20 protein-coding genes are annotated in these 18,377 nt (G+C 39.9%); 6 read left to right on the top strand and 14 right to left on the bottom strand.

The window, feature by feature from the left end; all coding sequences use genetic code 11:
• Positions 1 to 32: 32 nt before the first annotated feature.
• From MCT08_RS00065 to dusA, 7 genes are all read right to left on the bottom strand, one after another.
• Positions 33 to 809, bottom strand: a complete 777-nt coding sequence (locus MCT08_RS00065) for a phosphoadenylyl-sulfate reductase (protein ID WP_274677675.1) — start codon at positions 807 to 809, stop codon at positions 33 to 35.
• On the bottom strand, positions 802 to 2,535 hold the full coding sequence (gene cysI, locus MCT08_RS00070; protein WP_274677676.1) for an assimilatory sulfite reductase (NADPH) hemoprotein subunit: 1,734 nt from the start codon (positions 2,533 to 2,535) through the stop codon (positions 802 to 804). The genes MCT08_RS00065 and cysI overlap by 8 nt, the downstream gene beginning before the upstream one ends.
• The gene (locus MCT08_RS00075; protein ID WP_274673706.1) at positions 2,535 to 4,388 is read right to left on the bottom strand and encodes an assimilatory sulfite reductase (NADPH) flavoprotein subunit; all 1,854 of its coding nucleotides are present in this window, start codon (positions 4,386 to 4,388) and stop codon (positions 2,535 to 2,537) included. Before MCT08_RS00075 ends, cysI begins: the two co-directional genes overlap by 1 nt.
• 96 nt (positions 4,389 to 4,484) lie before the next feature.
• On the bottom strand, positions 4,485 to 4,715 hold the full coding sequence (locus tag MCT08_RS00080) for a hypothetical protein (protein ID WP_053311198.1): 231 nt from the start codon (positions 4,713 to 4,715) through the stop codon (positions 4,485 to 4,487).
• 153 nt (positions 4,716 to 4,868) lie between these two features.
• Complete coding sequence (locus MCT08_RS00085) at positions 4,869 to 5,525, bottom strand: TIGR04219 family outer membrane beta-barrel protein (RefSeq protein ID WP_274677677.1); 657 nt, start codon at positions 5,523 to 5,525, stop codon at positions 4,869 to 4,871.
• A 98-nt stretch (positions 5,526 to 5,623) separates the two neighbouring features.
• Positions 5,624 to 5,842: an envelope stress response protein PspG gene (gene pspG / locus MCT08_RS00090; RefSeq protein ID WP_053311204.1), complete on the bottom strand. Its 219-nt coding sequence runs from the start codon at positions 5,840 to 5,842 to the stop codon at positions 5,624 to 5,626.
• Between the two features lie 229 nt (positions 5,843 to 6,071).
• Complete coding sequence (dusA, locus tag MCT08_RS00095; RefSeq protein WP_176246862.1) at positions 6,072 to 7,067, bottom strand: tRNA dihydrouridine(20/20a) synthase DusA; 996 nt, start codon at positions 7,065 to 7,067, stop codon at positions 6,072 to 6,074.
• 150 nt (positions 7,068 to 7,217) lie between these two features.
• On the opposite strand from dusA, the gene MCT08_RS00100 reads away from it, so the two are divergent.
• A complete protein-coding gene (locus MCT08_RS00100) occupies positions 7,218 to 8,345 on the top strand; it encodes a tyrosine-type recombinase/integrase (protein WP_274677678.1) in 1,128 nt (375 codons plus the stop codon).
• A 136-nt stretch (positions 8,346 to 8,481) separates the two neighbouring features.
• The gene (locus MCT08_RS00105; RefSeq protein ID WP_274677679.1) at positions 8,482 to 9,021 is read left to right on the top strand and encodes a hypothetical protein; all 540 of its coding nucleotides are present in this window, start codon (positions 8,482 to 8,484) and stop codon (positions 9,019 to 9,021) included.
• A gap of 184 nt (positions 9,022 to 9,205) precedes the next feature.
• Here the strand turns inward: MCT08_RS00105 and MCT08_RS00110 are convergent, their stop codons facing one another.
• The 4 genes from MCT08_RS00110 to MCT08_RS00125 all read right to left on the bottom strand — a co-directional run bounded on the left by MCT08_RS00110 (position 9,206) and on the right by MCT08_RS00125 (position 11,444).
• Positions 9,206 to 9,544 (bottom strand): hypothetical protein, encoded by a 339-nt coding sequence (locus MCT08_RS00110; protein WP_274677680.1) that lies wholly within the window; start codon positions 9,542 to 9,544, stop codon positions 9,206 to 9,208.
• Positions 9,544 to 10,440, bottom strand: a complete 897-nt coding sequence (locus MCT08_RS00115) for a hypothetical protein (protein WP_274677681.1) — start codon at positions 10,438 to 10,440, stop codon at positions 9,544 to 9,546. Before MCT08_RS00115 ends, MCT08_RS00110 begins: the two co-directional genes overlap by 1 nt.
• A gap of 46 nt (positions 10,441 to 10,486) precedes the next feature.
• Positions 10,487 to 10,705: a hypothetical protein gene (locus tag MCT08_RS00120; protein ID WP_236531849.1), complete on the bottom strand. Its 219-nt coding sequence runs from the start codon at positions 10,703 to 10,705 to the stop codon at positions 10,487 to 10,489.
• Between the two features lie 112 nt (positions 10,706 to 10,817).
• Entirely contained in the window at positions 10,818 to 11,444 is a 627-nt protein-coding gene (locus MCT08_RS00125; RefSeq protein WP_274677682.1) for a hypothetical protein, read from the bottom strand.
• A gap of 476 nt (positions 11,445 to 11,920) precedes the next feature.
• Here MCT08_RS00125 and MCT08_RS00130 point away from each other — a divergent pair, with 476 nt between their 5' ends.
• From MCT08_RS00130 to MCT08_RS00140, 3 genes are all read left to right on the top strand, one after another.
• Positions 11,921 to 12,211: a pyocin activator PrtN family protein gene (locus MCT08_RS00130; protein WP_130711870.1), complete on the top strand. Its 291-nt coding sequence runs from the start codon at positions 11,921 to 11,923 to the stop codon at positions 12,209 to 12,211.
• A 405-nt stretch (positions 12,212 to 12,616) separates the two neighbouring features.
• Entirely contained in the window at positions 12,617 to 13,075 is a 459-nt protein-coding gene (gene zur, locus MCT08_RS00135; RefSeq protein WP_171375566.1) for a zinc uptake transcriptional repressor Zur, read from the top strand.
• 17 nt (positions 13,076 to 13,092) lie between these two features.
• Entirely contained in the window at positions 13,093 to 13,554 is a 462-nt protein-coding gene (locus MCT08_RS00140; protein WP_053311194.1) for a chemotaxis protein CheX, read from the top strand.
• A 106-nt stretch (positions 13,555 to 13,660) separates the two neighbouring features.
• Here the strand turns inward: MCT08_RS00140 and pgi are convergent, their stop codons facing one another.
• On the bottom strand, positions 13,661 to 15,313 hold the full coding sequence (gene pgi / locus MCT08_RS00145) for a glucose-6-phosphate isomerase (RefSeq protein ID WP_274677683.1): 1,653 nt from the start codon (positions 15,311 to 15,313) through the stop codon (positions 13,661 to 13,663).
• Between the two features lie 291 nt (positions 15,314 to 15,604).
• On the opposite strand from pgi, the gene MCT08_RS00150 reads away from it, so the two are divergent.
• Positions 15,605 to 16,036 carry a secondary thiamine-phosphate synthase enzyme YjbQ gene (locus MCT08_RS00150; RefSeq protein ID WP_274677684.1) on the top strand — a complete coding sequence of 144 codons (432 nt, stop codon included), beginning with the start codon at positions 15,605 to 15,607 and terminating at the stop codon, positions 16,034 to 16,036.
• Between the two features lie 27 nt (positions 16,037 to 16,063).
• Here the strand turns inward: MCT08_RS00150 and MCT08_RS00155 are convergent, their stop codons facing one another.
• Both MCT08_RS00155 and alr read right to left on the bottom strand, forming a co-directional pair.
• Positions 16,064 to 17,236, bottom strand: a complete 1,173-nt coding sequence (locus MCT08_RS00155; protein WP_246203196.1) for a BamA/TamA family outer membrane protein — start codon at positions 17,234 to 17,236, stop codon at positions 16,064 to 16,066.
• Between the two features lie 54 nt (positions 17,237 to 17,290).
• Positions 17,291 to 18,376 carry an alanine racemase gene (gene alr / locus MCT08_RS00160; RefSeq protein ID WP_274678637.1) on the bottom strand — a complete coding sequence of 362 codons (1,086 nt, stop codon included), beginning with the start codon at positions 18,374 to 18,376 and terminating at the stop codon, positions 17,291 to 17,293.
• Position 18,377 lies beyond the last annotated feature (1 nt).

Below are 18,377 nucleotides of genomic sequence, written 5' to 3' on the forward strand. Positions count from 1 at the left end.
CAATGCAGCTCTTTCTATATAGATAGACTCGATTAGATACCGGAGCCATTCACTTCACCATCATCTTCATGAAGACCACACTCTCTCTTTAAACCAAAGAAGCGAGTTTCTTCTTCGCTCATACCCGGCTCCCATTTACGAGTGGTATGCGTATCACCAACAGAAAGGTAGCCTTGATCCCATAATGGATGGTAGGGAAGATGATGTTCATTAAGATAGTAGTGCACATCTTTATTTGTCCAATCAATAACAGGTAAAAACTTAAACACACCGTTTTGAATGGCTAAAATCGGTAAGTTAGCCCGTGACTGCGATTGCTCACGCCGTAATCCCGAAAACCAGGTAGTAATCGCAAGTTCATCTAGCGCCCTTCGCATCGGCTCAACTTTATTAATACGATTGTATTGCTCGATACCTTCAACACCTTGCTCCCATAGTTTCCCATAACGTGCTTCTTGCCAAGCTGGGCTCGTTTCAGCTCGGAAAATATTGAGATTGAGATTCAAACGCTCTGTTAAATAATCAATAAATTGGTATGTCTCCGGAAAAAGGTAACCAGTGTCAGTTAATACTACGGCCACATCACTTTTCACTTGTGACACTAGGTGCAACATAACCGCAGCTTGAATACCAAAGCTGGATGAAACGGCATGCGTTCCTTCCAAGTTCTCCAATGCCCATTCCACTCTTTGTTGGGCTGTTAACGTTTCTAAATACCCGTTCAGCTCAGCAAGGTGTAGTGTTTGTTGCGCTTTGGTCATAGACAGCAACTGCGCTAAGTTGGGTTTCGCAATCTTGGCTTCAAGCATAGAAGTCCCTCTTGGATACAATCACTTCTTCTATAACCCCAGCGCGAATCGTAAAATCACCAAAGCTTTCGTTAGCTTGGCGTTCAGTTGCCCAGCGACTCACTAGTTGATCTATTTCTTCGAGGATCTGTTTGTCGGTGATGTTTTCTTTATACATTTTAGGTACACGAGTACCAGCACGATTACCACCAAGGTGTAAGTTATAACGACCAGGTGCTTTACCAACCAAGCCGATTTCAGCTAACATCGCTCGCCCACAACCGTTTGGACAGCCAGTCACACGTAAAATAATATTTTCGTCTGCCGGGAGTTGGTGCTTTTGTAAAATAGCTTCTACATCTGTTACAAATTGAGGTAGAAAACGTTCCGCTTCAGCCATTGCTAGTGGGCAGGTTGGAAATGCCACACAAGCCATAGAATTTTTGCGCTGCTCACTCACTGCATCGTCCATCAAACCATGCTGACGTGCGATAACCTCTATCGCAGATTTTTGCTGCGTTGGCACCCCTGCAACAATCAGATTTTGGTTTGCTGTCATTCTAAAATCACCTTGGTGAATTTTAGCAATTTCAGCAACACCGGTTTTGAGCGGCTTACCAGGGAAATCAAGCAAGCGTCCATTTTCAATAAAAAGCGTTAGGTGATGTTTGCCATCAATACCTTCCACCCAACCAATGCGATCGCCACGCTCAGTAAACTCATAAGGTCGGCTTGGCGCAAATTTAATGCCTGCGCGCTTTTCCACTTCAGCTTTAAATACATCGACACCGACACGATCGAGTGTGTATTTAGTTTTAGCATTTTTACGATTTGAGCGGTTACCCCAATCACGCTGAGTAGTCACCACTGCCGCAGCAATATCTAAGGTTTTATCTAAAGGAATAAAACCAAAATCGTCAGCACGGCGTGGATAAGTAGACGTATCGCCATGCGTCATCGCCAAACCGCCACCGACAAGTACATTAAAGCCCACTAACTTTCCATTATCGGCAATAGCCACAAAGTTTAAGTCGTTGGCATGTACATCGACATCATTTTGTGGCGGAACTACAACCGTTGTTTTGAATTTACGTGGTAAATAGTTACTACCTAGAATTGGCTCTTCATCTGTTGTTTCTACTTTTTCACCATCAAGCCATATTTCTGCGTAGGCTCGAGTCTTAGGTAGAAGATGTTCGCTAATCTTCTTTGCCCACTCATACGCTTGTTGATGAAGTTCTGATTCCACTGGGTTTGATGTGCAGAGAACGTTGCGGTTTACATCTCCTGCAGTAGCTATCGAATCAATACCAATACTATTTAACGTTTGGTGCATAAGCTTAATGTTCGGCTTTAATACGCCATGGAACTGAAAAGTTTGGCGAGTCGTCAAACGGATACTGCCATACGAACTATGCTCAGTTGCAAATTTGTCTATCGCTAACCATTGCTGCGGTGTGATGATACCTCCAGGCATACGAGCTCGAAGCATTACATTTTGTAGAGGCTCTAACTTTTGCTTTGCGCGCTCATTGCGAATATCACGATCATCTTGCTGATACATGCCATGAAAACGAATAAGCTGGAAGTTGTCGGCACTGAAGCCACCAGTAATTCGATCTTGTAGATCTTGCTCGATCGTACCGCGAAGAAAATTGCTTTCTCTCTTTAGGCGCTCGTTATCCGATAATGGACCTAGCACTTCGCCTAATACTTGTTGGCTATTGGATTCTTGTTTTGTGCTCATTAGTACACATCCCTTTGATAACGTTTTGCTTTGCGCAGATCATTAATAAATTCTTCCGCCCGCTGTTGTGATAGGCCACCTTGCTGTTGTGCAATGACGATCAACGCATCATGCACATCTTTGGCCATGCGAGTCGCATCTCCACACACATATAAATAAGCACCTTGCTCCAGCCAATGCCAAACTTGCTCTGCTTGCTCAAGTAATCGATGTTGAACGTAAACCTTCTCATGCTGATCACGACTAAAAGCAACATCTAAACGATTTAATACACCCGATTTAAGATACTTTTGCCATTCCACTTGATAGAGAAAATCTTGAGTAAAAGTTCGGTCCCCGAAAAACAGCCAGTTTTTACCTTCAGCACCTCGGTTATCTCGCTCTTGAATAAAGCTACGGAATGGAGCGATACCAGTGCCAGGCCCAATCATGATAACGGGTGTAGAATCATCGGTCGGTAACTTAAAGTTATTGTTGTGTTCAATAAAGACTTTAAGCTCCCCCCCCTCTTCTAGGCGTTGACCAAGATAACTTGATGCTCCACCTTGACGACTTTCGCCTTCTTGCAAATACTCGACGATACCAACTGTTAAGTGCACTTCGTCTTCAACTTCGCTTTGACTTGAAGCAATTGAATAAAGACGAGGCGTTAAACGACGAAGTAGAGAAGTCAAAGCTTCAGCAGAGAGCTTGGTTTTCTTCTCTTTTAATACATCAATAATTTGTGTGTTACTGGCGTACTCTCTCAGCTTATTTTTATCATCCACCAGCTTTTGTAGCTTTTTACTTCCTGACAACTCAGCAAACTTCGTTACTAATTGTGGGTTTGCTGCGGTGATTTCATATTTGCTCACTAACGCGCGATGAATAGATAAACTCTCACCATCTACATCAATACTTTCAACACCGGACAACCCAACAACACTTAAAATAGCATTGGCTAATTCTGCACTGTTTTCGTACCACACTCCCAACGCATCACCAGGTTGATAAGTCAATCCGGACTCACCCAAGTCTATTTCTATGTGTCGAACATCTTTCCCTGAGTCACGCCCTGTAATTTTTTGACTTGTCAGCAAGGTAGCTGTGTAAGGATTTTGCTTAGTGTATTGGGAATGATGACTCGTAGCTTGACCCACTGGCAATTGCACAACTTGTGCTTGGGTACTCACGAGGGTTTCTTTAACCACCTCTAAAGCTTTTATTTTCCATTCGGTTGCTTGAAGTTCATAGTCAACATCACAATCAGCTCGCTCAATAAAGCGTTTCGCCCCAAGCTTTTCTAAAAACGCATCAAAATCTTTACCAGTTTGGCAGAAAAATTCATAGCTAGAATCACCTAAACCAATCACACCGTATTGTAAGTTAGGCAGTTTGGGCGCTTTTTTCGACTGTAAATATTCATGAAGCGCTAAAGCATTATCTGGCGCTTCACCTTCACCATTAGTCGAAGCAACAAAAATAACATGTGTTTCTTTGGCAAGATCTTTACCTTTGTAATCACTGGCATCAAATAATTGCACAACAATACCAGCGGACTGAGCTTCGCGTTCTAACGCCTCTGCAACACCTTTTGCATTACCCGTTTGAGAAGCGAAAATAATGGTCAATTTACCTGCCGGTTTAGCCGAAACTAAAGCCGCTGCATTAGAAATAGGAGCTGCAGCCCCTGAAGTTTGAGATTGACTCAATCCCCAAAAATACCCGCTAACCCATGCTAGCTGCTGAGGAGAAAGTTCTGAAATAGTTTGCTGCAACCCAGTAAGCTGCAAATCATTAAGCGGGCTAGCTAAGCCGGCTAGCTCTTTTGGTATGGTATTTCCTGAAGACATTGTCACGACTTCCCTATTCATTGCGTGACGATAGATTAACCACTCTCTTTAATAACAAGAAAGAATAGATAAGTATGTTTTATAACTTTTTGGAAGTAAGAACTTTCAAAAAGAGGTTTACTTAGACTCCACTCTCACCTGCTTGAAGCCAACAGCCATGGCAGACTTAGAAGCTATATCGAGATCTTCATATTGGCATTCATCTCCATGAGCATCCGTTAATAGCACAAACCCGCCTCGATGATGTCTGAACTCAACAATCCAACACCCCTCTTGGGATGAAGGTTCAATAATGGCTTCGATAAGCTGATTCTCGCGATATAAATTTCTTAATTCCGTAATCGTCATAACTACACCACGCCGTATTTATTTACTTGTTCACTAAGCATGGTTCATTTCAGTTTTTCTGCTAAGAAAGTCGAAGGCGATATAGCTATCAATTATAAAAAAACGCCACTTAATAAAATGGCGTTCTATCTGTTCTACAGGATATTGGAATATCTAAAATTCGAATTCTGCACCAAGAAACCAACCATCAACAAAAACGAAAGATTCTTTCGTATCTGCTGCTAGCTCCGTAAATTCAAGATCGATGACTCGATAACCACCACGCAGTGCAATATTTCCAGCATCGATAGGGAACGAATACTGAAGCCCAGCCATAAGATCCGCACTTTTGACTCCGCTGCCATCACCAAAATCAAACTGACCAATCACATCTATGTTCGTGCGAGGAATTTGAATTTCAGCATAGGCATACCAGTTAAATGTCGTTTTATCGAAACTGTATTTTTGATTATTTTCAGCTTGGTATTGAGACCCATCATACTGAGTAAAAGTAATGCCCGCATCAAATGACATCAATTCACGCTCTAGTACTTTATAATACAACGTGTAGTCATACTTATCGAAAGAGGCATAATCAGCATCAATCGTCGTGTAACGTATACTAGCATTCGGTACATAAGGATACTGATGTTCAAAGGCGAAATAGATTGCGGGGGCTTTTACGTCATCGCGGCGAGTATGGTCAACTTTCGTACTACCCCACCACATATCTGCACCAATCTTTCCACCATAAAAAGACTCAGCACTTATTGACGCAGCAGACATCATCATCGCAACGCTTGTCAACGCAACTAACGTTGGTTTATTCATCCTAATAGCTCCCAATCTATTTCGCTATATATACACTTTTCAATTAAGCGCGAATAGTAGCATATTCCTTAGATTGGTTAATGCTTAAACATCATTTGTTAATATTTTTGACGAGGACTATAGACAAAGTTTCTGAAAAACCAAACACCCAAAGCAATCACCAAAATCCAAGGTAATAATTTCAGCATAACGCCGATCATCCCTAATAGAGTCATAACAATAAAAGCAATAACCATTGCTGCAAATACTGTCATCATTGTCATACCCGTTACTAAAAGGGTCGCTACAAACACTAGTAAAAAAATAAGCTCAAACATAATCATTCCCCTCTTTTTATTTGCTAAAGCAGATATCGAGCCAACTTTACAAATCAACTCTATTGTTTAGATAAACAGCTAAGTCAAAAGGAGATAAATGCCGAGCAGTATTAGCCTCGATGGAATTTTATAAAACGCAGATAGCAAGATGATAAAACAAAGGGCTAAATCGTTGCCTACGACCTAGCCCTTAATGAATGGTAAAATTCACCATGAAATGTGTCTATTTTTACACATTTAATTCTTTAGGTATTTTCGCCAAAGCTGCTTGCACCACTTCAATGCCTGAACCCGTTTTATGAGCATTCTCACTAATATAACGACGCCACTGGCGAGCACCGGGCATACTTTGGAATATACCTAACATGTGGCGAGTAATATGACCAAGATATGCACCATTAGCCAACTCACGCTCGATGTAAGGATACATTTCCTCAACAACTTGAGAGCGTTTTTTGATTGGGGTATCCAAACCAAAGATCTGCTGATCAACTTCGGCGAGTAAGTAAGGACTTTGATAAGCTTCGCGGCCAATCATTACGCCATCAAGGTGCTGTAAGTGCTCTTTAGCTTCTGCTAGCGTTTTGACCCCACCATTAACGGCAATCACTAAATGCGGAAAGTCTTTTTTTAACTGATATGCACGTGGATAATCTAACGGTGGGATTTCACGGTTTTCTTTTGGGCTCAAACCACTAAGCCAAGCTTTGCGCGCATGAATAGTAAACTGTTCACAGCCTCCCTTCTCTGATACTAACGAAATAAAATCAGTTAAGAATTCATAAGAATCCATATCGTCAATACCAATACGAGTTTTTACTGTCACAGGAATATCAACAACATCTTTCATCGCGGCAACACAATCTGCCACCAGTTGCGGCTCTGCCATTAAGCAAGCTCCAAAGCGGCCATTTTGCACTCGATCAGAAGGGCAGCCAACGTTTAGGTTGATTTCATCATAACCACGTTCTTGCGCTAACTTCGCACAATGTGCTAAATCAGTTGGGTTTGAACCGCCAAGTTGAAGCGCAAGGGGGTGCTCCTCTTCGTTGTATGCTAAAAAATCACCTTTACCATGAATAATTGCTCCCGTGGTCACCATCTCTGTATAAAGCAGAGTTTGTGAAGAAAGCAGACGATGGAAGTATCGACAGTGACGATCAGTCCAATCGAGCATTGGTGCCACGCTCAGGCGTGAAGATGGATATAAAATATTTTTACTCATAAAACTCAATAGCTTAAATAAAAACACCGCTCATTAACCAATGTTTATTTTTGATTATTTTGCGCTATTTTTGTATATTTTGACTGTTCTATGACCCCAAAAACGACCCCATTTTTAACCCCATAGAACCTGATGAAGAGATTATACACTATGGCCGCAGTCTTAATAGAACAAAGAACAGGTAAAACGGGTAAGGTTTCTTATCGTGCTCAGGTTAGATCAACGAAAAAAGGGAAGATAATCGAGCGAAAAACTAAAACATTTCCAACAAAGGCAATGGCTCAAAAATGGGCAGATCAAACCAAATCAGCAATGGAGCAAAAATTAAATGATATTGAGGCAGGTATCCATAGATCCGATCTAGACCTAAGCGAGATCACCGTTGGTGAGCTGATAACCCAATATTTAGAACACCCAAGAATATCAAAAGATATAGGCAGAACTAAATATTATGTCCTTGCCGCTTTGCTACATTATGACATAGCAGATATAACCGCCAGTAAGTTAAGAGCCGATGATTTGATTAGACATTGCGAGTTTAGGCTTAAGGACGACACGAAACCTACACCTCAAACCGTTTATCAAGATGTCACCTATCTCAAATCAGTAATGAGCGTTGCAAAAACTATTTTTAAAGTAAATGCTAATACAACCTATCACGATGACGCTTTACCTACCTTAGTAGATTTAAAACTGATTGGTCGTTCACACAAGCGCAATCGTAGACCAACCCGAAAAGAACTAATGTTAATGGAGCAGCACCTAACCGCAAGGGAAGATCACCACGCAGCAAAGATCCCTTACGGTGATATTTTGCAATTTTCACTACTTACCGCTATGCGTGTATCCGAGATCACCCGTATTCGTTGGAGTGATTTAGACACAGAAAATCGAACCATCATAATAAGAGATAGAAAAGACCCTCGAAATAAATCAGGGAACGATCATGAGATTCCACTTTTAGGCGGTGCTTTTGAGCTAGTAATTAAGCAAAAAGAACGAATTGACCCTACAAACCCCAACCTGATTTTTCCATACAATCCAAGATCCATTTCGGCAGGTTGGCAAAGAGTAAGAGACAAGTTAGGCATTGAAGATCTCCGTTATCACGACCTACGCAGAGAGGCAGCTTCAAGACTTGCTGAGATGGGGCTACCAATCAACATTGTGGCTCGAATTACAGGACATAAGAACATCAATATCTTACATAACATTTATGCAAAAATTGACGTTAAAGAGTTTGGTAAAGATGGTTATTCAAAATACTTAAAAAACTAGCACTCTCTGCCCTTAGAAACAATCTAAAAGTAGTATAAACCTAACTAAAATCATTTATAACTTTACGCCTTTGGCATAAACTGATTGCATAAAACTAGCCAAGTATAATCATCTTAATAACTTATAGAGGCAAGATATGGGCAAAGGTATAGTTATAATTTTCTTTATAGTCGGGTTTGTAATATTTTCCGTAATAAAGTTAGCCGCTCGTGGCGTAAAAACAGCATATGATGTTGTAAATGAAAAAACGCCTTCCCCTCAAAATAATGCTATTGATGAGATAGTTTCTACGTCAATCAATTCATTATCATCTTTGCTCCAAATGCAACAAATGTTGATGACTTCTGAAAACGGTTCACTCCCATCAAAATCAAAAGATGAATGGTCTATAGGGTATATTGCTGGCTATGTAGATGCCTATTTACAGCTAAAAGGGATATCGTTTAATTCAACTCCAAAGATTGCTATGTATATTATGGAGAGTGTGTTTATATCACTTTATGGAGAAATGGAAGGACATAATCTTTTTAATCGCTTTTTAGATTTACAAGATGATCGGGATCTCACTAACCTTCAAGGACAACAAGTTGGCGGCGAGGAAATGATGGACTTTATAAGTAGTGATGGTAAAAAAACGACTCTACAATGGACAAGCTATGTAATGGGTTATGAATGAGAGAGTATTGGATAGAATACAAAAAATTAGTTGAACCACTTATCCCTAAAAAACTGCTCAGTGTATACAATTCAAAATATTTTGAGTTGTTGTTAGTACTGGTGCTTTTATGGGCTTTAGTAGCATCTTATAGTTTTATGAAGTTATTCTTAGCTATCTTAGGTAGTAATGAATGAACTCATATTCAATTTTTTTTGCCCCTATTTTTTGATATTTTTCTGCAATTTTTTGTATCAAGTCCTATTTCATTAACGTAATTAACGAAATAAGTTTTGATCTTTGCAGCTTCAAGTCTAATTCGAATATCTGGCGATGTGATCATTTCCTCATACATAAGAGCTAGTTCATAAGAAATCCTTACCAACTCGCAAACCTCTGCTGATAGCAACCCCTCTATTTTGTAGAGCTTGTCTTTTGCTGCTTTAGTTGGCTTTTCCATCATACTCATAAAAAGTAGTTGCTTACGTAGATCCTCTGATAGTTTTTTGATCTTTTGTTCCGATTGTTTTATACGCTCCTGCATTATGGTGCTCTCCTTAATCTTGATTTGTTCTTATCCGTAATAATGTCCTTTCCTGTTTCATTTTCTAACTGACTTAACTGTTCCCTAATCTCTTCCAAAGACGAGTTTTTTTGAAGTGCTGTAAGCTCATCAGGCTCTAGTTTCTCAATTGTTCGGTTTAATCGGTTTTGTTGGCGTTTGATGTTTTTTTGATCTTCGGTTCGATAAGCCAATACCAACTTTTTCAGCTGATTGTTTAACTTTCGGATCACTGAATGAACCGCTTTGAGGCTTTGGTGTTTATCATCAATGAGCTTCTCTTTTTCTGTCAGCTCCTCCCAACGTTTCAATCTTTTACTTCTCTTTGCCTTAGGTTTGTAATCTTGATAGTCATAGCCGCACTTTATCAGTTCCCTATTGAAAGACGCTTTTAATAGGTTGGTAGTGCTTGGTCTGGTCAGTGCTTGCTGAAAAGATTGCCCGTCCATAGTTCTGGAAATAATTAGGTTTAGATGTGGGTTGTTTTGCTTATGCAGAACCAGAGAAGAATATTTCAAGAGCTGTTTTGTTGAAACATTAAACCTGTCAGCTAGATCTTTAATCAAAGCTTTTGAAATATTTTTCCATTGTTCATTATTAAGCTCAACATCAGCAGGCAATGAAAAAACAAAACTCTGTAAATATGAACTTGTAGGTCGTCCACCCTTTTGTTTTTTAGCATTATTCAAATCCGCATTATACGCTTCTTTAATCGCTATTAGCGCAATATCCACAGGTTTACTATGAATATTAAATATAGATGTTTTCCCTTTGTGGTTTGGATGGTTTTTATCAGTTAAATATCTTGCATAACGGATAGCACCAAGGGATTTATCCGTTATTGCTTCACTTCTTACAAACCAGTTTTTAATTGCCATATATTTATTCTCCTATACAAATAGGAAAGCAAATGTATATCAATTGTCAAGATAATATATCTTTACAGCACATCAACATATCTTTTTTATACTCAGGGTAAATATTAAATATTATTGAAAGTGCAATGTCTCTATTATTTCTATCTAACATTTTAATCCTATTTAATTTATATCCTTCCTCTGTATATAAACACATTACAAACTCTTGTAGTCTTGGCTGCTCTTTAACTACTGACATTATATCTTCAACATTTAAATTATTCATTTTTCTCTCCTGATATTTATTTAAATAAAACTTGATAACATTGATGTTATTTCAAGATGGGGAAACCTTTGGTTATCCCCCTACTTGCAAAAGGGAAGCCCCTTTTGAAACCCTAAAAAAACACTTCTCTCTCATAAAAATAAGTATAGTTTTCATATCGATATGACATGATAAAACCTCTTTTTTTCAAAAGTGCAAAGATCCTTTTAAGCCTTTGTTTTTGCCTAGAAAAAGGCAAATGATGAAGGTGTAAAACCTTACATAGATAATTGTGATATAGATAACCTTGGCTTTTACCGTATCGTGTAAGAAGATATACAATAGAGTGCTCTATATATTTAAATGACAATAAATCGTTTAAACATACTGTAAATCGTTTCTTTTTATCATCAATAACAAACAAATCAGGTTCAAAATTAATTTCAATATATTTATCATTAACTTTAACCTCATCTATATATTTAGTTTTTCTTATCCTTTCAATTTCTCTTATGACATCAACATTTGATAATTTTAGATTTTTAAGAAATGAAGTCTTTGAATTAACCTTCTTATCCAGACATAAAATAGGTGTTTTATTGTTTTTATATTGATAATAACATTGAGAAACAATATATAATAATACTGTAAGTCGGCGGGAAGTATTTACACCATTAAGAAACTCAGATATATAGCTATCTTTGTTATCAAAAAATCTTATATTTAAATGTGCGTAATATTGTTTTGTTTTATTAATCATTAAATCGTCTCCTTAAAAGGAGGCGGTTTCATATTTTTAATTTAGAAAAAGTCTTTTAGCCTCATAGCCAATGTAAAATATATAACATTTCAATAATAGTCAACAAAAATATTATTATGCTAATAATACCCTCAAATCCGAGACTTTTACAAAACAGACCGAGAGTTGTGATAAAAAAACCGACAACTGTTTTATATTTACCGAGAACTGATACCCTTATAATATTAATTAATATAATTATTATCTTTTAATAATATTAAATATAATAATAACAATATAACTCCCTGGCGGGAGGAAGCTGGGAAGAGCGAAGAGCGCAGCGATGAGCCTTTTCCTGTTTGACACTATACACATCGAGCTGATACATTTTTTCTGTGTTTTTGTCTAAGGAGTAATCAATCCAACAAATCACAACTTACCACTATCAAAAGGATTAGATCTTGTGGTTCGCCCCAACAACAACACAGGGGCAAAAAATGAAAAACAACAACGTTCTATCGATTACACACCACATTGTTATGGCTGAGTTCGGATATAGGGTTTTAATCCCCTTAGAAGAGCTATCAGGGGCTTATTTGGGCTTATCGCCTAATACCGCTAAGAGAAAGGCTAAGAGCAACCTCCTACCCTTTCCTACGCTGAAATTGGACGACAGTCAAAAATCACCTTTTTATGTCCATATAAACGATCTGGTGAAGTTCATTGATGAAAAAGCCAAGCGTTCTCGTGATTTATGGAATGAATATCAGTTTGCCTTGGCGAGTTAGCGTTTGGCAGTACGGGGGATTTTCCCCCTGCTGTTTTTAACCCCAAAATGACCCCACCACAAACAAAAATCAAAAACAACCCCAATTAATCAATACCTTAAATCAAAAAGAGATCCCATCCAACATGGGTGCTACTGAGAGCCTACAAGGGTGAGTCATGATTTAGATATCCCATTGAGTCATTAGTGGTGACAATTACAGCCAAAAACAAAGCTGGGCATTGTAATCGCTTCCAGTTTATATCGCCAACAGTTCTTCTACAGTATCGTTTTACATTGATATAGGGTAGTTTAAGCACTATTTCGTTACAAATAACGATGACATCGCTAACTAACTCCAAAAAATGTTATAGGGCACAACGCCATTCATCTGGAAGTAGTATATTATTATTAAAGTCCAATGGTTATGGTGATGAATTTGGACCACAAGTTAACACAACAAATTGAAGATATATGTGCAGCACGAGGGGTAAGACTTACCTCTCAACGAAAAAGGGTGTTTGAACTGATTTGTTCAAGCAAAAAAGCGTCCAGTGCTTATGAATTACTTGAAGATTTAAAGCAAAGTGAACCCCAAGCTAAACCGCCGACGGTGTATCGCGCTCTGGACTTTTTGCTCGAACAGGGCTTTATTCATAGAGTAGAGTCAACAAACAGTTTTATTTCGTGTTGCTCTTGTAATGCCAACATGCATTTCTCACACCTTTTAATTTGTGACAAATGCGGCAATGTTATTGAATTGCAAGATAACAGTCTGGTAGCCTTGCTAGCAAGCAATGCTGAGAAACACGGTTTTGACATCGTTAATCACGTTATTGAATCTCATGGTATTTGCCGAACGTGTTCCTCAAATCTAAAAGTATAAAACAGTAGAAGAAGATTATGCGCGCTGAATTTGTAAACCCGTTTTTAGCCTCTTTAATGAACGTGTTAAAAACGATGGCTTCTCTAGAGTTGAAGCCACAGAAACCTCGTGTGAAGAAAGATGAAATTGCTCGTGGTGATGTCTCTGGCTTGATCGGTATGGTCGGCACTCAAAGTCGTGGTTCTATGTCTATCACTTTCGATGAAAGTCTAGCGTTAGAGATCATGCAAAATATGTTAGGTGAACGCCCGAATGGTTTAAATGAAGAAGTCACAGATATGGTGGGTGAAATTACCAATATGGTGACTGGTGGAGCCAAGCGCATTCTTGCAGAAAGTGGCTTTGACTTTGATATGGCGACCCCAGTTGTCGTTTCTGGTAAAGGCCATACTATCCGCCATAAATGTGAAGGAGCCATCATTATTATGCCTTTCACATCTCAATGGGGTAATGCGTTTATCGAAATCTGTTTCGAATAAGCCATCGGCTTTCTTTCAAAAAAGATAAAAAAAGGTTGATACTTCGTAGTATCAACCTTTTTATTTTCTAATCTAGCTCGTAGTAAACGAGATTAGGGCAATTGAGTTATGCTTTAAACGCTTTAAATGCGTTAATCAAACCGTTAGTTGAGCTATCGTGAGAAATCACTTGCTCTTGGCCTGCCAATTCAGGAAGAATTTGGTTAGCTAGCTGCTTACCTAGCTCTACTCCCCATTGGTCAAAGCTGAAAATATTCCAAATCACACCTTGTACGAAAATCTTATGCTCGTACATAGCAATCAGGTTACCCAAGGTACGTGGCGTAAATTGCTTAACCAGAATAGAGTTGGTTGGGCGGTTACCTTCAAATACTTTAAATGGTGCAATTGCAGCCAATTCTTGATCTGTTTTACCCGCCGATTTTAACTCTGCTTCAACCGTTTCTAATGTTTTACCAAAAGCTAAAGCTTCAGTTTGAGCAAAGAAATTTGACATCAATTTTTGATGGTGGTCACCTGCGGGGTTATGGCTAACCGCTGGAGCAATAAAGTCACAAGGGATCAATTTCGTACCTTGGTGGATCAACTGGTAAAAAGCGTGTTGACCGTTAGTACCTGGTTCACCCCAAATGATTGGACCTGTTTGGTAAGTTACAGCTTCACCATTACGGTCAACATATTTACCGTTTGATTCCATATTGCCTTGTTGGAAGTAAGCAGCAAAGCGGTGCAAATACTGATCGTAAGGCAAAATAGCTTCTGATTCTGCACCATGGAAATTGTTATACCAAATACCAATTAAGGCGAGGATCACTGGGATATTGTTTTCAAATGGTGTTGCAACAAAATGCTGGTCCATTTCATGCGCACCCGCTAGTAGCTCAACAAAATTGTCGTAACCTACAGCCAGAGCAATAGATAAACCAATCGCTGACCATAGTGAGTAGCGACCACCAACCCAATCCCAAAACTCAAACATGTTGTCAGTATCAATACCAAACTCAGACACTGATTTTGCATTGGTTGATAGCGCTGCAAAGTGTTTTGCGACATGCGCTTCATCACCCGCTTCAGCTAGGAACCAGTCACGCGCACTGTGTGCGTTAGTCATAGTTTCTTGAGTGGTGAATGTTTTTGAAGCCACCAAGAATAATGTGGTTTCAGGGTTAACCTTTTTCAATGTTTCAACGATGTGTGTACCATCAACGTTGGAAACAAAATGCATGTTTAAATGGTTCTTATAAGGCGCCAAAGCTTCAGTCACCATGTAAGGACCAAGGTCTGAACCACCAATGCCGATGTTAACAATATCCGTAATCGCTTTGCCGGTATAGCCTTTCCAATCACCAGAAATCACACGCTCAGAGAAAGATTTCATCTTCTCAAGTACAGCATTCACCGCTGGCATGACATCTTCACCATCAACCATCACTGGCGTATTGCTACGATTACGCAATGCTGTGTGCAATACCGCACGACCTTCAGTTTGGTTGATAGCAGAACCACTAAACATCGCTTCAATGGCTGATTTTAGTTCAGTTTCATTCGCCAAAGCTTGTAGGTGCTTTAGTGTTTCTTCACTGATAAGGTTTTTTGAATAGTCGACAAGAATATCAGAACCAAAGCGAGTCGAGAACTTATCGAAACGTTGGCTATCTTGTGCAAATAATGATTTGAGGTCCATATCTTGCGCTGATTCAAAATGCGCAGTTAGTGCTTTCCAAGCTTGTGTTTGCGTTGGATTGATATTTTTCAACATGGTATCTATCCCGATGTTACAGTAGGTTTTATTCCTATCATCACTGAACATTGTGTCAGAATGATGGAATCCCCGATTTAGCAAAAAAAAAGAATATTGTTACTATTGCCCACTTCAAGGCGGCAATAAATTGTAATTAATTTTCAGTGCGTAATTATGACGCAGCTCGTCTGCACTCATATTGAGTTAAATCACGTTAACGATTGAGCTATGCACTTTACGCTATTGCTGCATGGTGCTCACCATAGCGTCAAACTATCAATTTTACCAATAGATTATAGAAGGTTACTTATGTGGTACCAAAAGACCATTCAGCTTAGTGCTCGTAAGCGTGGGTTTCACCTCATCACTGATGAAATTGAACAACAAATCCCAGAGATAAATGCGTTATCTGTTGGTTTGTTACATCTTTTTATCCAGCACACATCCGCAAGCTTAACCATTAACGAAAATGCAGACCCAACGGTACGTATTGATATGGAGCAACACTTTAATCACTACGTACCAGAACAAGCACCATACTATCAACATACTTATGAAGGTAACGATGACATGCCAGCGCATATCAAGGCATCAATACTCAACACCAGTATTTCTATTCCTATTTCGAATCGCAGGTTAGCACTTGGAACTTGGCAAGGTATTTACTTAGGAGAACACCGTAACTACGGAGGGAGTCGACAAATCATCGCTACACTCTATGGCCAACGCCATGATCAATAGTATTTGGTAGGCGAAGTAGGATGCGAGTTAGAAAGGTTGATTAACCATCACAATAAAAGAGCTTTGCTCTGCTCCCCAGGCCATTTCAGCCCGGACAATAACACCTTCGACTTGAAAGCGTAACGCGCCTCCAGCACTCCATTTCATGTCGGTATGTAAGGTTTTTAAGTTGTAGTCATCAGCGACACGGCCAACATCAACAAAAGCGACCCACTGCCACCACGGCACATTATAGTACTTAAAAATTGGCCACTCACCGAGCGGCTGCCACTGTGGCATCACACGATACTCAGCCGTGTAGTGAATAGCTGAACGACCATGATAACGACCACTATCATAGCTACGAAGGCGATATAATCCCCCTAGTTTCACTTGGCTAACATCCGGAGGACGCTGGCATTGCTCTTCAGAACAATGCTCCCACGTTGGCGTATCAGCCGTGTAAACGCCAAACGCAACTACCTGTTTATCGAAAATTTCACCGACACTGCCAAGATCCCAATAATGAGTATTTTCAATCTCCCACGTTCCCCATGACGACTCATTCCATGCCTCGGGAGCATAGGTTACATCAAAACGAGTACGAGAACCGGCGCTAGGATTACGAGAATCATCGCGATTATCCCATTCAAATTTCACCTCTAATGCTGTCGTTTTTTCTGATGTGAAACCCGCATGAATAAAATCTAAATCTCTTGATTCAAAATAGGGCTGGATATCGATACTTGATACACCACTTGAGAAAGGTGTTCTACCCATCAATGTCCGAGTTGGGCTAACAGCGGCGTTAACGCCTTTCTGTTCCGCCTCTCCCCATGGGAGAATGTAACGAAAGGAGAGTCTATAACGACTATCTTCCCCATTAGCTAGCGTCGTATCCTCAAGAGAAGAACCATTACCAGCCTGTTGACCAAGGTAATAGGTGTAATCGTTAAACTGACTTTGATAGATCTCACCCCCCAATAGCCATTGGGTAGCCACTTGATAGTTATTAAACGAAACATACCCTAAATAACTCCCTTTACTCGATATCATTGCCGTACCAAACAAGCTAGCTTGTGGCTGACCGACTCCTTTGACGATACCTGCAACCCCTGCGGTTACCCCTAAGCTGTCGGTTGAAAACAGGTAAGGTACAAAAGCAGAATCTTCTAACCAATGCGTCCAATCATTATTTGCATTGGCTGAATCAGAAGACATAAGCACAATCATTGAGGAAAATAAAGTAACGTTAAAACGCTTTAACCGCGCCATTTAACTCAGCTTATCTTGATACTTCATTTCCACACGCGAGGTAAGTTTAGTCACCAATTCGTAAGCAATAGTGCCGATATGTAACGCAACTTCTTCAACCGATAACTCATTACCCCACAGAACGACTTCATCGCCAACTTTATCATTACAGTCTGGCCCGAGATCAACCGTTAGCATGTCCATCGATACTTTACCTGCGATAGGCACTTTACGACCATTAACGATTACTGGCGTACCATTAGGTGCCGTTCGGGGATAACCATCACCATAACCAATGGCAATCACCCCAACTTTGGTATCCCGCAAGCTTGTCCACGTCGCACCATAACCGACACTCTCACCGGCTTTAACATCACGAACCGCAATCAAGTGTGACTTTAAAGTCATGACTGGCTGATAGCCCAACTCTTTCGCTGACTTATCAGAAAAAGGCGACACTCCATACATGATGATCCCAGGTCGAACCCATTCGAGTCGACTCTTTTCCCAAGCCAATAAGCCTGCAGATGCCGCGAGCGAGCGCTCTCCGTCATGACCATCAGTAAGCGATAAAAATAGCTCAATTTGTTGTTGAGTCGTTGCTTTGTCTAGTTCATCAGCACAGCCAAAATGACTCATATAACGCAGTGGTTTAGCCACATTTTTGCACGCATGCAAACGCTCAACAAACTCCGAGTATTGTTCAGGGCGAACCCCTAAACGATGCATTCCACTATCAATTTTTAACCAAACAACCACTGGAGTATCTAGCTGGGCTTGCTCTAACGCTTGTAATTGTTCTTCACAATGCACCACAGTTTGAATGTTATTAGTAACGAGCACCGCTAAATCAACAGGAGAGTAAAAACCCTCGAGCAGTAGAATCGGTTTTACAACCCCACAAGCTCGCAGCTGCAAAGCTTCTTCAATTCTCGCAACACCAAAAGCATCCGCATCAAACGCATGCTTAGCAACATGCCGTAAACCGTGACCATAACCATTGGCCTTAACAACAGCCATAACTTTACTGCTTGGAGCTTGCTGCTTGATTAACTTCAAATTGTGCGTGAGCGCATTAAGATCAATCCAAGCCGTTGCGGCTTTCATA

The organism is Vibrio aestuarianus (genome assembly GCF_028858425.1).
Taxonomy (GTDB): domain Bacteria; phylum Pseudomonadota; class Gammaproteobacteria; order Enterobacterales; family Vibrionaceae; genus Vibrio; species Vibrio aestuarianus.